Annotated in this window: 15 protein-coding genes; 9 read left to right on the forward strand and 6 right to left on the reverse strand. The window is 35.9% G+C overall.

The window, feature by feature from the left end; genetic code table 11:
- The first annotated feature begins 35 nt into the window (after positions 1-35).
- The 5 genes from H8B04_RS06620 to H8B04_RS06640 all read left to right on the forward strand — a co-directional run bounded on the left by H8B04_RS06620 (position 36) and on the right by H8B04_RS06640 (position 6,823).
- Positions 36-1,286, forward strand: a complete 1,251-nt coding sequence (locus H8B04_RS06620; protein ID WP_190301831.1) for a dicarboxylate/amino acid:cation symporter — start codon at positions 36-38, stop codon at positions 1,284-1,286.
- Positions 1,287-1,462: 176 nt separating this feature from the next.
- Positions 1,463-1,867: a cytochrome c maturation protein CcmE domain-containing protein gene (locus H8B04_RS06625; RefSeq protein WP_165290483.1), complete on the forward strand. Its 405-nt coding sequence runs from the start codon at positions 1,463-1,465 to the stop codon at positions 1,865-1,867.
- Positions 1,868-1,893: 26 nt separating this feature from the next.
- The gene (locus H8B04_RS06630; RefSeq protein WP_190301832.1) at positions 1,894-4,368 is read left to right on the forward strand and encodes a heme lyase CcmF/NrfE family subunit; all 2,475 of its coding nucleotides are present in this window, start codon (positions 1,894-1,896) and stop codon (positions 4,366-4,368) included.
- Between the two features lies 1 nt (position 4,369).
- Positions 4,370-5,137, forward strand: coding sequence for a Rossmann-like and DUF2520 domain-containing protein (locus H8B04_RS06635; protein WP_190301833.1), 768 nt, complete (start codon positions 4,370-4,372; stop codon positions 5,135-5,137).
- A 126-nt stretch (positions 5,138-5,263) separates the two neighbouring features.
- Positions 5,264-6,823 (forward strand): FMN-binding glutamate synthase family protein, encoded by a 1,560-nt coding sequence (locus H8B04_RS06640; protein WP_190301834.1) that lies wholly within the window; start codon positions 5,264-5,266, stop codon positions 6,821-6,823.
- A 41-nt stretch (positions 6,824-6,864) separates the two neighbouring features.
- On the opposite strand, the gene H8B04_RS06645 is transcribed toward H8B04_RS06640, so the two are convergent.
- Complete coding sequence (locus tag H8B04_RS06645) at positions 6,865-7,305, reverse strand: MarR family winged helix-turn-helix transcriptional regulator (RefSeq protein ID WP_165290487.1); 441 nt, start codon at positions 7,303-7,305, stop codon at positions 6,865-6,867.
- 107 nt (positions 7,306-7,412) lie between these two features.
- On the opposite strand from H8B04_RS06645, the gene H8B04_RS06650 reads away from it, so the two are divergent.
- On the forward strand, positions 7,413-7,790 hold the full coding sequence (locus H8B04_RS06650; RefSeq protein ID WP_190301835.1) for a hypothetical protein: 378 nt from the start codon (positions 7,413-7,415) through the stop codon (positions 7,788-7,790).
- A 48-nt stretch (positions 7,791-7,838) separates the two neighbouring features.
- Here H8B04_RS06650 and H8B04_RS06655 read toward each other — a convergent pair whose 3' ends face one another.
- Entirely contained in the window at positions 7,839-8,630 is a 792-nt protein-coding gene (locus H8B04_RS06655; protein WP_165290489.1) for an amidohydrolase, read from the reverse strand.
- 76 nt (positions 8,631-8,706) lie between these two features.
- A complete protein-coding gene (locus H8B04_RS06660) occupies positions 8,707-9,705 on the reverse strand; it encodes a polyprenyl synthetase family protein (RefSeq protein WP_223815309.1) in 999 nt (332 codons plus the stop codon).
- 89 nt (positions 9,706-9,794) lie between these two features.
- Between H8B04_RS06660 and H8B04_RS06665 the strand changes: the two genes are divergently transcribed.
- Entirely contained in the window at positions 9,795-10,955 is a 1,161-nt protein-coding gene (locus tag H8B04_RS06665; protein WP_190301836.1) for a glycosyltransferase family 4 protein, read from the forward strand.
- A gap of 4 nt (positions 10,956-10,959) precedes the next feature.
- On the forward strand, positions 10,960-11,292 hold the full coding sequence (locus H8B04_RS06670) for a metal-sulfur cluster assembly factor (protein WP_165290491.1): 333 nt from the start codon (positions 10,960-10,962) through the stop codon (positions 11,290-11,292).
- Here the strand turns inward: H8B04_RS06670 and H8B04_RS06675 are convergent.
- Genes H8B04_RS06675 through H8B04_RS06685 form a run of 3 tightly spaced genes read right to left on the reverse strand, consistent with a single transcriptional unit; the run spans position 11,289 to position 13,914 of the window.
- Positions 11,289-12,593 carry a cation:proton antiporter gene (locus tag H8B04_RS06675; protein ID WP_190301837.1) on the reverse strand — a complete coding sequence of 435 codons (1,305 nt, stop codon included), beginning with the start codon at positions 12,591-12,593 and terminating at the stop codon, positions 11,289-11,291. The two genes, H8B04_RS06670 and H8B04_RS06675, sit on opposite strands and share 4 nt — an antisense overlap.
- A 3-nt stretch (positions 12,594-12,596) precedes the next feature.
- On the reverse strand, positions 12,597-13,076 hold the full coding sequence (locus H8B04_RS06680) for a cation:proton antiporter regulatory subunit (RefSeq protein ID WP_165290493.1): 480 nt from the start codon (positions 13,074-13,076) through the stop codon (positions 12,597-12,599).
- 55 nt (positions 13,077-13,131) lie between these two features.
- Complete coding sequence (locus tag H8B04_RS06685) at positions 13,132-13,914, reverse strand: MBL fold metallo-hydrolase (protein ID WP_165290494.1); 783 nt, start codon at positions 13,912-13,914, stop codon at positions 13,132-13,134.
- A 116-nt stretch (positions 13,915-14,030) separates the two neighbouring features.
- Here H8B04_RS06685 and recJ point away from each other — a divergent pair, with 116 nt between their 5' ends.
- Positions 14,031-15,731, forward strand: coding sequence for a single-stranded-DNA-specific exonuclease RecJ (gene recJ, locus H8B04_RS06690; RefSeq protein WP_165290495.1), 1,701 nt, complete (start codon positions 14,031-14,033; stop codon positions 15,729-15,731).
- The last annotated feature ends 7 nt before the right edge of the window (positions 15,732-15,738 follow it).

The following is a 15,738-nucleotide window of genomic DNA, read 5'->3' on the forward strand; positions in this document are numbered from 1 at the left end:
ACAAAAAAACTATTTTAGCCTTAGATAATCTCTACATGAAAACTATTCTAAAGAATTACAGCAGCATCATTCTTCTTTTAATTGGGATAACTATCGGTAGTTTGATCGGTTTGTTCCTTCCGAATGTGGTTGAATACATTAAGCCTATAGGTGATATTTTTCTAAACTTACTTTTTGTCGCTGTAATACCTTTATTATTTTTTGCTATTTCATCCGCCATTGCAAACATTGAAAGCAATGGAAAACTCGGAAAAATCCTAGGCGTCATGACATCTGTGTTTGTAGTGACCATTGCGATTGCTGCCGTACTGACAATTGTCGGTTTATGGGCTTTTCCGGTGACAGCCATCAAAGACGCTTCTGCCATTTCGGAAACCATCAGTACCAATCCAGAAGACAGTTGGGGAGATAAAATTGTCCGTTTTGTTAGTGTGGGTGAATTTGTTAATCTTTTGTCGCGTCAAAATATTTTAGCCTTTGTTATTTTTTCTTTTCTAATTGGTATTTCTGTTCGCAAAAGCGGTGAAGTAGGAAAACCTTTTCTAAACTTTCTTCTTGCTGGAAATGAAGTCATGCAAAACCTATTGACTATCATCATGAAGCTTGGCCCCATCGGCTTAGGCGCCTATTTTGCTTATCAAGTACAGACATTAGGTCCCGAATTATTTGGCTTCTATGCTAAGCCTCTAGCTTTTTATTACATATTTGGAACCGTATTCTTTTTCGTTATTTACTCGCTTTATTCTTTTATAGGTAATGGAAAGTCAGGAATAAAAAATTACTGGCGCTTTAATATTACACCTTCATTAACCGCTGTAAGTACCTGTAGCAGTTTGGCAACATTACCCGCAAACTTACTCGCAGCAAAAAAAATGGGAATTCCTAATTATATCGCCTCTGTAGTTATTCCTTTAGGAAACACGCTTTATAAAAACGGATCTTCCATTTCGTCCATTCTGAAAATATATGTAGCCTTCGCTATTCTGGACTGGAACTTTTTCGAGCCTACAACATTGATTACTGCTGTGGGAATTACTTTATTGGTAAGTATGGTTGCGGGCGGAATTCCGAATGGTGGTTTTATCGGGGAAATGCTTATGATCTCCATCTATGGTATTCCAAATGAAGCTGTCCCTGCTATTATGATTATCGGAGCATTAGTAGATCCCTTAGCGACAATACTCAATGCTACAGGAGATACAGTAGCAGCCATGTTGGTCACCAAATTTTCGGGAGAAAAATTCTTTTCTAATGAAACAGAGCTAGAAACCTCCACAGAAATGTAAAATTGCTTATTGAATATTATTTTTATTATCCTCAATAAAGATAAAGCGCAAATAACTAAGAACTTATAAAACCAAAACATTATTAAGAACGATTCTAAATAAATAGCTTAACTTGCTAAATTCATTCTTTCATGAAGCTTTTCGTAATTTTGCATTTGGTTAAGTGAAATTTTAGTATGAAAAAAAGTTCAATCATTCTGATTGTTATCATTGCAATTGCGATTGCTATGATTTTGGTTATCTATACGGATTCAAGTACGTATTCAACTTTTTCTGAAGCAAAAGAAAAGAAAACTGAATTGTATGTAGTAGGCGTGTTGAATAAAGAGAAGGATTTGCATTATGACCCAGTAAAAGATGCTAACCACTTTTCATTTTATATGTACGACAATGACGGTACAGAGTGTAAAGTTGTTTTCAATGGTTCAAAACCTCAAGATATTGAACGCTCAGAACAGATAGTTTTGACTGGTAAGATGGAAGGCGACACATTTCACGCTACTAAAATCCTGATGAAATGTCCTTCAAAATACAATAAAGACGAAATGGAAGTGAAAGAAGCTACTAGTGCTTCGATTTAATCATATTTTTTTAGCAATTCTATTCAATGGATATCAATTACGTAGGTGAACACCTATTACCCGGTAAGATAGGCCAGTTTTTTGTGATTTTATCATTTGGAGCGGCGTTACTTTCCTTTATAAGTTACTTTTTTGCGACCAAAAAACCGGATGAGAAATCATGGAAAATGATGGGTCGTATTGGCTTTATTCTAAATGCTATCTCTGTAGTTACAATTGGCTCATTATTGTTCTACATGATATACAATCATATGTTTGAGTACTATTACGTATGGTCACATTCGGATACTTCATTACCTACACATTATATTATTTCCTCCTTTTGGGAAGGACAAGAAGGTAGTTTCTGGCTATGGATGTTCTGGCAAGTCATTATCAGTACAGTATTGCTTTTCACTGCAAAAACTTGGGAATCCCCTGTGATGACCTTTGTGATGTTGTGTCAAACTTTCTTGGCAAGTATGCTAATTGGTGTTGAAGTTTTTGGCAGCCGTATTGGTAGCTCGCCATTTATTTTGTTGCGCGATGCAATGGATGCACCGATTTTCAAAGATCCAAACTATCTATCCATGATAGACGGCAAAGGTTTGAATGCGTTATTGCAAAACTATTGGATGGTTATCCACCCTCCTACTTTATTCTTAGGATTTGCTTCTATGATCGTTCCTTTTGCTTATGCAGCAGCGGGATTATGGACACGACGTTTTAAAGAATGGACAGTTAAAGGTTTGCCATGGGCATTATTCGCAGTAATGATCTTGGGTGCAGGTATTATCATGGGATCTTTCTGGGCATATGAAGCATTGAACTTTGGTGGTTTTTGGGCTTGGGATCCTGTTGAAAATGTTTCTATCATCCCTTGGTTTACACTAATTGCAGCAGTTCACGTTATTTTGGCCTATAAATATTCAGGCCATGGGTACTTTACTGCGACTCTACTATCGTTAGTAAGTTTTGTCTTGGTGATCTATGCTTCATATTTGACACGTTCAGGTATTTTGGGTGAGACTTCAGTCCACTCCTTCACCAGTCTAGGTATGTCAGGTCAGTTGATTATTTTCAACTTGGTATTCTTAGGAATTATGATTGGATTGATGGTTTGGAGAAGAAAAGAATTGCCAACGACACAAAAAGAAGAAGAGATTTACTCCAGAGAATTCTGGTTGTTTATTGGTGCTTTAGTACTGACAGTTGCTTGTGTCCAAATGATTGCAACTACTTCTATACCAGTATTCAATGCATTATTCGACACAAAAGTAGCTCCTCCAATCGACCCTATCGCGCATTATAATAAATGGCAAGGGGCTTTTGCAGTTGTGATTTTGTTATTGACGGCTATCGCACAATTCTTAAAATATAAACGCACTGATGGCAAGAAATTCTGGGCTTCTACAATAGCTTCCTTAATCGTGTCTTTAGCTTTAGCAGCTGGTGCAATTTACTTGACCAAAACCTACACGAATGTAATGTACATTTTGATCATGTTTACAGGTATATTCTGTATCGTATCTAATGTACGTATTTTAGGAGATGCTATTAAAGGCAAATGGAAACTTACAGGCTCTGCGGTTTCACATATTGGTTTCGGTTTCCTAGTAATCGGTGCTTTGGTTGCTGCAGCGACAAATGAAGTAATTTCTGTAAATCAAAGCGGATATATCGGCGTTAAAAACTTCGGTAAAGAAGGTGACAAATTCACTGATCCAGGAGAAAACTTATTCTTAACAGAAGGCGAACCTGTACAAATGGGCGAATACCGAATTACGTACACAGGAGATAGCATTTCTGCACCGAATGTTTTCTATCACATCAAATACGAAAAGATTGATGAAGAATCTGGTAAAGTAAAAGAGTCTTTTACTTTAAGTCCTTTTGCGCAGAATAATCCAGATATGGGTGGTTTAATCGGAACACCAGATACTCGTCACTATATTACACACGATATTTATACCTTGATCACAGCTGCAGCTGCTGATTCTCAAGCTCCTTTGACTAAAATCAAAGAAGAAGACAAAACAGGTTTTGAGGAATACGATGAACCAGCAACCTATCAAGTGAATATCGGCGATACATTACGCTACAGAAATGGTGTATTTGTAATCGAAGGTGTTAACAAACAAGCTAAACTAGAGAACATACCGTTACAACCAACTGATGTTATCGTAGGCTTGAAAATCAAAGTTATTGCTGCTGATCAAAAAGAATACAAAACAGAACCTATATTCTTATTGAAAGATGGTAATGCTTATGACTTTAATAAGGATGTAACTGAGCAAGGGTTGAAATTCCGATTTACTAATATTATCCCTGATAAGGATAAATTAGAAATCATGGTTTATCAAAAACCATTACCTGAGAAAAAATGGATTGTGTTCAAGGCGATAAAATTCCCTTACATCAATTTCTTTTGGGCTGGTACAATAATAATGACTATTGGTTTTATCATGGCCATTGTAAGACGTATCAAAGAAGGTAAATCAAAAGTTCAAATCGAAGATTAAGATGAATATAGTAATTATTGGAAGTGGAAATATCGCTACGCATTTAGCAAAAGCATTCTACGCTACAAATAATACTATTTCACAAGTATATAGCCGTTCATTAGCCAATGCTCAAGCATTGGCTAATGTAGTTTCAAGCACAGCTTTAATAGACCTCAAAGAAGTCGACAACGATGCAGATCTTTATGTTATTGCGGTTTCAGATAGCGCAATTGAGGAAGTAGTGCAACAATTACCTGCAGATTTAGAAGGTATTGTAGTGCATACTTCTGGTGCGACCGACATCAACGTGCTAAGCAAATTCAGCAATCATGGTGTAATTTATCCTCCGCAAAGTATTAATAAAAACATAGCAACTGACCTTTCATTAATTCCTTTCGGAATAGAAGGAAATACTACACAAGTTTTTGACAAACTATTCAAACTTATAAAGGATATTGCTGCTAAAACATTTGTTTGTTCGACCAAACAAAGACTAGCATTGCACCTTTCCGCAGTAATCGCCAACAACTTTAGTAATGCGCTATTTTCAGTGGCAAAAGAAATTATGGATCATGAAAATTTAGACTTCGAATTATTGAAACCTATAATTTCAGAGACTGCATCAAAAGTACAAAACCATGATCCCATCCAAACCCAAACAGGTCCGGCTCGCAGAGGGGATTATGTAGTCATTAATAAGCATTTACAATTCTTAAGTCAATACCCTACAGAAAGGGAAATATATCAAGTTTTGACAGATTTTATTATTAAAAGGTATCACAATTAGTCTTTTATTTACGAAAAAGGTAAAAGTTTGGCACTGTATCTTAATACTGAAATTACTTACTAATTTTGCTTAGTTAAAAACAAAAGCAAACTAATATTAGTATATAATATAACTTCAGATTAAATCATGGCAGTTAGAAAACTAATTCTTATATCTATCATCGTAATAAACCTTATCATCATTTCCTTTGGTCTTATATTTACTCCAAGATGGTTTTGGTTATTAATTATCCCTATTCCGCTTCTGATAGTTGCTGTATATCATAGTATACAGACACATCACGCTATTCTTAGAAATTATCCTTTAGTAGGAGCATTTCGTTATTTCTTTGAATCGTTTAGACCAGAACTAAGACAATACTTTTGGGAATCGGATACTGATGGTAGACCATTCAACAGAAGACAACGCTCGATTGTATATCAACGTGCGAAGAATCAACGTGAAACCGTGGCTTTTGGTATGCAATCAGACCCACAAGCTGTAGGTAACGAATGGGTAGCACACTCTATCTTTCCAACACATATTGAGAACCACGATCTTCGTACGATGGTAGGTAATAGCGCCTGCAAACAGCCTTATAGTTTAAGTATATTCAATATCTCCGCGATGAGTTATGGCGCATTGAGTAAAACAGCGATAACCGCTTTGAATAAAGGAGCTGCTCTACAAAAATTTGCGCATAACACAGGTGAAGGTGGCATTAGTAATTACCACATCAACGGTGGTGATTTGATTTGGCAAATTGGTACGGGGTATTTTGGATGTCGTGATGAGAATGGGTATTTTGACGGTGAATTATACGCTGAAAAATCAAATAGACCTTATGTCAAAATGATTGAGCTTAAGATTTCTCAAGGTGCAAAACCAGGCCATGGAGGTATTCTTCCGGCGGCTAAAAACACACCAGAAGTTGCAGCTATTCGTCACGTGATTCCAGGAACAGATGTCATGTCTCCACCAGCGCATAGTGCTTTCTCTAATCCAATGGAGATGATGTATTTTATCCAAAAATTACGTGAATTATCAGGATACAAACCCGTTGGTTTTAAAATCTGTATAGGTGATAAGCAGGAATTTATCGAAATCTGTAATGCCATGCAGAATACACAAATCTACCCAGATTTCATCTCTATTGATGGTTCGGAAGGTGGTACTGGTGCCGCACCATTAGAATTTACCGATAATATCGGTATGCCACTATATGATGCATTAACTTTTGTTACGACAACATTGATCAATTATGGTTTGAAAAAACACATTAAATTAATCGCCTCTAGCCGTATTGTAACAGGTTTTGATTTAATGAAAGCTTTAGCTTTAGGTGCTGATGCATGTTATAGTGCGCGCGGAATGATGTTCGCATTAGGTTGTATACAAGCCCTAAAATGTAATGAAGACGTATGTCCTGTAGGTGTCGCAACACAAAAGCCACACTTATACAAAGGTCTTGATGTCGCAGATAAACATGTGCGTGTAGCGCAATTCCATCGTAACACACTACGCGCTACAGTAGAAATCATGGAAGCATGTGGTTTCAAAACTGTTGATGAAATTCGGGCAGAAAAATTCTACAGAAAAGTGGATGCTGTGACGACTTTAAGTTTCCACGATATATACTTCAAGAACACCGGAAAATACAATAAAAAAGAAAATACTTTTCAGAAAGAAGAATTCTTGGATGATTAAAATAAACCAAAAAGGTCGACTACTTAGTCGACCTTTTTGGTTTATTTTATATTATGAAATACCTTATCTAAAATATGCTGCGCAGCTCGTAGTTCTTCCAAATCCAACCCCTCAAGTGCTTCATTTAGTGTAATCGCGGATTGCTTCATACCTTCTTCTTTCAATTTTCTTCCTTCTTTCGTCAGATAAATTAAATTTGAGCGACGATCTTGTTTATCATTTACCCGAATAACTAACGACATCTTCTCCAGATTGTTTATTAAGCGCGTGATACTGGGTTTATCTCTGAAAGTCAAATTTGCAAGCTCTTGCTGTGTTAAACCTTCTTCCTGCCACAGATGATATAGAATAGTCCATTGTTCAGAAGTGATGTTCAACTTACCCAGCTTCAAATTACGCTGCAGTCGACGCGAAATAGCTGTCGAAACTTTTCCTGTTAGGAAGGAATAAAATTCATCTGATAGTATTAACGAATCATTCATTATCTAGTAATAATTTAGGTTGCTTATGCAATTAAAGAAGATTTTATGAATTTTGCAAATTTTTATCATTTTCAAATTAAATCTTTAATATTTAATATATTTAGACTATGGAAAATTTCATTGTTGTACTAATATCCGTCGGGTTCGTTATATATAATATATACCGAAATTTCCAGAAGGAAGTCGAGAAATCAAAATCTCGTCGTCCCACCGTACGTCCGCAAACAGTTCCTGTAGAAACGTATAAACAGCCGTTAGAGAAAGTTAAGCACAAAGAAGAAAAAAAACAAAAAATAAAAAGTGTTTATGCGCCAGAATTACCTGCTGAAGTCATAGCCGCTCAAGAAAGAAGACGACAAAGCAAAATTGAAAAGCCTATTCCACTCAAACGCATTCAAGAGGTAGAACAAGAAAAATCAGGTGTTGAATTTGATTTAAGACAGGCTGTCATTCAATCAGCCATTTTAGATAGACCTTATAAATAAAAAATGCTCATAATATTTTATGAGCATTTTTGTTATAGTACAATAGCATTATAAAATGCTGAATTTATCGCCATCTTGTAAGAAAGGAAAATTTTCTCTTGCTTTTTGCAAATCCTGTGGATTAAGCGTGAATGTGTACAAATCCTCATCTTCAGGTTTGTAATAAACCACATCTCCAAGCGGCGAAATACACATCGAACCTCCAGAATAATAGACTTCATTACCATCATGACCTACCCTATTTACGCCGATCACATATGCTTGATTTTCTATTGCTCGAGCAGGAATTAATGCACGCCAATGTGATGAACGTTTATCTGGCCAGCTAGCAGTATACACCAATAAATCATAACCATTTTCGGCATTTCTTGACCAAACAGGGAAACGCAAATCATAACAAATCATGGGACAGATTTTCCATCCTTTTAATTGCAACATGATTCTTGACTTGCCTGCTGTGAAAAAATCCTTCTCCGAAGGTTGATTCTCTTTGCTCATTCCAAATAAATGACGCTTATCATAATGTACGTAACTACCATCAGCAGACATCCATACAAAACGATTGTAATAATTGCCATTTTCTTGAATAATCAATGTACCTGCGACCACACATTCGAACTTTTTTGCTGTCTCGTACAACCATCTCATCGTCATTCCATCCATCGCTTCCGCACATTTTTCCACATTTGTAGTAAAACCAGTATTGAACATTTCTGGTAAAATGATCAAATCCGTTTTTTCTCGTAATGATGATAGACGCAAGCTTAGATTTTGAAGGTTTTTTTCTACGTTTTCCCAGAAAAGATAAGCTTGAAATATGGTAATTTTTATAGGTTCCATTAATAGGTACTTCCTTCTTTGAATTTTATATGTCCTAATATACTAAAATTAAACAAAAAATATAATTTATAGACCTTTATTTATTGCGATTCAATAAATTGTTAGATAAAATTACTAAGTCTTGTTTATTTTCTTCCAAAATGTCAATAGCATTTAAACTATCTAATGATTTAGATGAATATCCATTTTTTAACGTATTAGCAAGATCAAATATTTTATATTTTTGATATAAAATTTTCATTCGACTTACTTTCTCTTCAGCGTTTTCTTCACTTAAAGCTAATATCTTATCAAATTCAATCTGATCCTCAATACTTAAGGATTTTTTGAGCAAAATATGTAAGATCGTTTTTTTATTGACAATAATATCACCTCCTACCTGCTTTCCAAAAGTTTCCGGGTTTCCAAAAGTGTCCAAGATGTCATCTTGCAACTGAAAAGCAATGCCGAGATTTACGCCAAAATCATAAAGCTTTTGTCTATTTTCCGCATTAGCACCTGCAATAATCGCACCTAATTCCAGTGCTCCACCCAATAAAACCGAAGTTTTTAAACGGATCATATTGATGTATTCGGACTCTGACACATCGTTACGTAGTTCAAAATCCATATCATGTTGCTGACCTTCACACACTTCCAATGCTACACGATTGAAAGTTTTTAATAATTCAGACACGGCAAAAGCTGGACATTTAGATAGTTCTTCGTAAGATTTGACTAATAAGGCATCTCCAGAAAGAATAGCAACATTTTCATTCCACTTTTGATGCACGGTTTGCTTTCCTCTTCGCAAAGGCGCCTTATCCATGATATCATCATGCATCAATGAAAAATTGTGAAAGTATTCTATAGCTATTGAAGCAGGAAGTACTTTACCCCAATCCTTGTATCCAAATAAACTAGCGCCCATAAATACCAATTGAGGACGAATACGTTTTCCCGAAAGGGACAATATATAATGAATTGGTTCGTAAAGATTATTCGGTGATTCAGGTAATTGTATATTTTCTAATGCATCACTGATTTTCTCAGCATAGTACGGATTTCCAAACATATGTAGTACGTGAATATTCATACGAAGATACATATATATTTTTTAACGCTTTTACAATTCCTTGTAAATTGCCTTTTGTATTAATAGTATATTTGTAGAAAAGGTATTTAATGCGAATATTAATAGTCCATAATTATTATCAGCACAAAGGAGGTGAAGATGTAGTCTTCGCGCAGGAAGTCGAAGCTTTGCGTAAAAACCACCTGGTGGAGACTATAACTTTTCAGAATAAAAAAGGGCTCGCTGGCTTAAAACAATTTGCATTATATCCTTGGAATGTCTTTGCCGCTGCTAAAATTGTGCAGAAAGCAGAGGAAATTAAAGCGGATATTGTTCATATTCATAATACACATTATGCTATTGGTCCGTTAGTTTTTCGAAAATTGCATCAAGCTAAGTTCAAAACTATCCAAACTTTACATAATTACCGCCTGTTAGATCCGTCAGCAACTTTATTCGTAAATAATAAAATCTTTTTGGAAACGATTAACAAAGAGTTTCCATGGAAATCCATAAGACTTAAAACATTGGATAATTCGCTATTCAAGACATTTTGGGTTGCTTTTACTTATTATTTACACCATAAGTTAGGAACTTGGCATATGGTGGATAAATATTTGATATTTTCTTCTTTTATGAAAGATTTGACTCTTCAATCTTCGAAAAAAATCCGACAAAATCAACTTGCTATAAAAGTTAATGCTATAGAAAGACCTGATATTATTCATGAATCACGAAGTACTCATTTTGTTTATTTAGGTAGGCTTTCTGTTGAAAAAGGCATAGAAACATTACTCGAAGCATTTATCCAAAAACCAGCATACAAGCTTGATATTTATGGCGACGGACCTTTAGTAGAAAAAGTAAAGAAAATTGCCAATCTCCATTCAAACATTGAATACAAAGGTTTTCAACAAAAACAAACTTTAAATAAGGCGTTGGCATCCAGTCACGCTTTGATTGTTCCTTCAATTTGGTTTGAAGGAATGCCCATGACAGTCTTAGAAGCATTTGCTTTGGGCACTCCTGTTATTAGTAGTAAGATTGGAGCCTTAGCAGAAATGATCAAAGATGGAGATACAGGTTTTCATTTTGAAGCGGGAAATGCAGAAAGCTTAATTCAGGCTTTAGATAAATATGTAAGCCTTTCACTAAAAAGTAAACAAATCTTAAACACTAATTGTCTAAAAGAATACGAAAGCAAGTATCAGCTCAATAAAAATATAGAATCGCTACAAGCAATTTATAGCGAAGTAATTAACGAAAATTAGAACTATGAATAGTATCATTATTATAGATCATTTGGGTTTAGCACCAAAAATCAGAGAGGTGCTAGAAACGGTATACGATCCTGAATTGAAACCTGCAAATATTATAGATCTGGGATTGGTATATGAAATCATAACCAAAGAAGGTGGAATAGCGAAAGTTGTCATGACTTTAACAGCACCTGGCTGTCCTGTAGCAGGAGACATCATGGATGAAGTACAACGCAAAGTCGCTGGAATCGAAGGTGTGAATGAAGCATTAGTAGAACTTACCTTTGATCCACCTTGGAACAAAGATATGATGAGTGAGGAAGCGAAACTGGAATTAGGATTCCTTTAATCTGGCTCCTTAACTGAAGCTTCCAATTCCGCTAAAGTCTTTTTCGGTTTGGGAGCTTTCTGTTCTTTACCAAACAACGCATTCCAAATATTTCTTGATTCCTTAGTTAATAAAGGCGAAACAATGGATAGAATCAACACGTAAACAACCACAAAGGATTGCAATACAGGTAATAAACCTCCAGCTTTACCTATATTGGCCATAATAATAGAAAACTCCCCTCTCGCAGAAAGCGTAAAGCCAATATCAAATGAGGTTCTTTGCTTCATTCCTGAAAAATGAGCAGCAAAATATCCAGAAGCCACATTTCCAATTACTGTAACAACCGCTGCAATAGCTGCCCAACCTACGGCTCCTCCTAAGGAATATATATCAATAGATAATCCAAAGCTAAAGAAAAACATGGCTCCAAAGAAGTCTTTATAAGGCAAAACCATTCCTTCAATTTTCTTCAAATATTTAGAATCGGCAAATACTAATCCTGCCATTAACGCACCAATTGCTTCGGCCACATGGATTGTTTCAGAGAAACCCGCTATCACAAACAGTAAGCTGAAGATGATTAGAATAAACAATTCCGAAGATTTGTCCTGTAAAATCCTATCTATAAAAGGAACGAGCTTACGTCCGAAAATCAAGAAAGTAAGAATAAAACCTAATGCGAGCACCGATGTACCTAATACGGACCAGAAAGAAGTTCCACCAGTCAATATAAGCCCTGATAAGAAGGAAATGTGCATAGCAATGAACAAATCATCAAACATAATCATGCCCATAATGACCTCGGTCTCGGCATTTGCTGTACGTTTCAGATCGGTTAACACTTTAGCAACAATAGCTGTAGAAGAACTGGTCATCAAACCACACAATACCATCAATTCTTTGAATGGCAAATCCATCAACCAACCAATTAGTAAACCAGAAACAAAATTTAGCAGAACATACAACGTTCCTCCTGTCACTATGGATTTACCAGATTTGATGAGTCGACTGACAGAAAATTCCAGCCCCAAATAAAAGAGCAGGAATAAAACGCCCAATCTTCCCATAAATTCAATAAAAGGCTTACTTTCTGTGAAAGTAAAGAAAGACCAAATTTGATCTATAGAAGCTGTAAGATTGGGATTATTAATTTGAGAAAGTAAATCAGCAATAAATCCGGGGTATTCTTTATTGCCTAACAACATACCTATAATGATAAAAAATGGAATTACAGAAAAACGTAATTTATTAGCGAGCAAACCTACGCCTGCGACCAATAAAATGGCAATTCCTATTTCTAAAATTATAATATGCGACATAGATTATACGAGTAATTCTTTTAGTAACTTAATATGTTTAGCTTTTCCGGCAATCACCAAAGTATCCCCTGGCTCAATAACATAATCCGGACCCGGATTGATTTTTGTTTCTGAATCTTTGATGGCAGCAATAATAGAAGCGCCTGTTTTTTGGCGAACGCCCAACTCCCCTATGCTTTTATTTACACCATCGTTTGAAGCCTCTACTTTGTACCACTCAATACGCAGATCGTCCAAAGCAACTTCAATAGTTTCCAAAGCTTTAGGCTTATAAGACAAGCCACCAATTATTCCAGCCACTTGACGGGATTCCTCATCAGATAATGTCATCACACAACGTGTCTCATTATCTTCGTCATCATGACGGTACAATTCACGACGACCATCGTCATGAATAACTACGACCATATTGTCACCAGCTTCTGTTTCGATCTGAAACTTTTTACCAATACCAATAAGATCACTTTCTCTAACTACTGACATAGTAATATGTTATGAGTTTATAACAATTGATTTATTCAAATATAATAAAAATGGCCTATTTATTAGGATCAACTAACATATATGTGCCATCGTCTTTTAATTTTGGTAGTCCCATAGCCAAAGATTTGCCATGGTAAAATAAATAAATCCATCCCTCTGGTGCACCTTGCTGCCAATATTCCTTACGCTTGTCACGGGATGCTCTTCCATCAAAATCATATTTCGCAATGAAATTCTTGAAAAGCTCCTCTGGCTCCGGCAACACATCCCCACCAAAGAAGAAATGCTCACCACCAGTCTCGATATGAAATGCTTGGTGAAATTCGGTATGACCGCCATTTACCTCATAGCGAATTTCATAATTCACCACACCATCACCTTCAACCAAGTTTAGATTTCCACTACGTTGAATCACATCAAAAACTTCCGTACGATAAGACGGAGATTCAGACGAATATGCATTTTCCCATTCACCTCGCTGAATAATATATTCCGCTTCTGGAAATGCCACGCGTCCTACACCATTCTTGAAATCTACCAAACCACCTGTATGATCTTTGTGCAAATGTGACATCAAAACATACTTCACGTCTTCTGGTTCAAATCCCAATTTACGAATATTATGATGTATCAACAACTCATCATCTTCTGTTCGAAATCCTAATCCTGCATCACAAAGAATTAAACCATTGCTCGATTCAATCAAAAATGGGTGAACATGAACAAACAAAGAGCCTGGACGACTTTTGGGATCGTCTTTCAAAGGATCAAAAGGAACAAATTTTTTAGTGGCATCAACAGAGAAGGAACCTTCGAATAAAGAATACGCTTGAATCATTCTTTTATATTATTGTAAATATGATAGTTAGGAAATCCTAAATTAATTATCGACTGCGAGTATTAGGTTACTACACCTATAAAATGTATATTTACATACAAATACTGCGCAAAGATATGCAAAAAAGGTGGGTCCTAAAACCAAAAAGTAATAGCAACAAAGTTAGTCATTTAAAATCAGAACTAGGTGTCAACGACATCGTTGCAAATCTTTTGGTAAGTCGAGAAATCGAGACCTACGAACAAGCTAAGTATTTCTTTAGACCTTCCTTGGATCATTTACATGATCCTTTTTTGATGAAAGATATGGATGTTGCCATATCACGCATCGAAAGAGCAATAGGCAATAAGGAGAAAATCTTAATCTACGGAGATTACGATGTGGATGGCACGACGGCGGTTTCTGTTGTATATAGTTTTTTCCGAACATTTCATTCTCGTATTGAATTTTATATTCCGGATCGCTACTCGGAGGGCTATGGTATTTCAACTCAGGGGATAGACTACGCCGCCGAAAATGGTTTTTCTCTTATTATCGCGTTAGATTGTGGCATCAAAGCCATTGATAAGGTTAATTATGCGAATAGCAAAGGCATTGATTTTATCATTGGAGACCACCACTTACCGGGAGAAACTATTCCAAATGCGATAGCTGTATTAGACCCAAAACGCATAGATTGTGCGTATCCCTACAAAGAACTTTCAGGATGTGGTATAGGCTTCAAGATTATTCAAGCTTTTATCATCAAAAACAATATGGATATGGAATCTGCCTATCAATATTTGGATTTGGTGGCAGTAAGTATTGCATCAGATATCGTTCCTATTACAGGAGAAAATCGCACCTTAACTCATTTTGGTCTTAAAAAATTAAACAGCAATCCTTCTGTAGGTTTCAAAGCTTTAATAGACTTATCTTCTAATCGTACACGTACATTTACTGTCAACGATATTGTTTTTCAGATTGGTCCTCGTATCAATGCTGCCGGACGCATCGAACATGCAAAAGATGCTGTTAAATTATTAATTTCAAAGTCAGAGGAAGAAGCTAAAAACTTTTCAAGTGCTGTGGATGATCAGAATAACGTGCGTAAAGATTTTGATTTGACTATTACGCAAGAGGCTTTATCATTAATAGAATCATCTTCAGAAAATCAGCTTCGAAAATCAACAGTTCTCTACAAAGCAGATTGGCACAAAGGTGTTATTGGCATCGTGGCTTCTCGTCTGACAGAAAAATATTACCGCCCTACTGTTATTTTGACTCAAACGAATGGGCATATTGCAGGTTCCGCACGTTCGGTACTAGGATTTGATTTATATGAAGCACTAAGTGAATGCAGCGATTTGCTCGAACAATTTGGTGGGCACAAATATGCTGCTGGTCTGACTATGCGCGAGGAGAATATCAGCTTGTTTCAACAAAAATTTGAAGCTGTAGTGGAAAAAACCATTAAGCCCGAAATGTTGCAACAAGAAGTAAGCATCGATCTTGAGATAGCACTAAAAGATATTGACAGTAAGCTGTATCGTATTCTAAAACAATTCGAGCCTTTTGGCCCACAGAATGAAGCTCCAGTTTTTATGTCCCGTAATGTGCGTATCATTGGATCAGCATACATAGTTGGAAATAATCATTTGAAGCTTACAATTGTTCAAGATGGTTCAGCTAGTTTTGAATGTATAGCTTTTGGATTGGCAGAACATTTGGACCATATTCAACGACAAAATCCATTCGATATTTGTTATACGATTGAGGAAAACAACTGGAGAGGGAAAAAGAATTTACAATTAAATATTAAAGCAATACGATATTAAAATATAT

Source organism: Sphingobacterium litopenaei, from assembly GCF_014692495.1.
GTDB lineage: Bacteria > Bacteroidota > Bacteroidia > Sphingobacteriales > Sphingobacteriaceae > Sphingobacterium > Sphingobacterium litopenaei.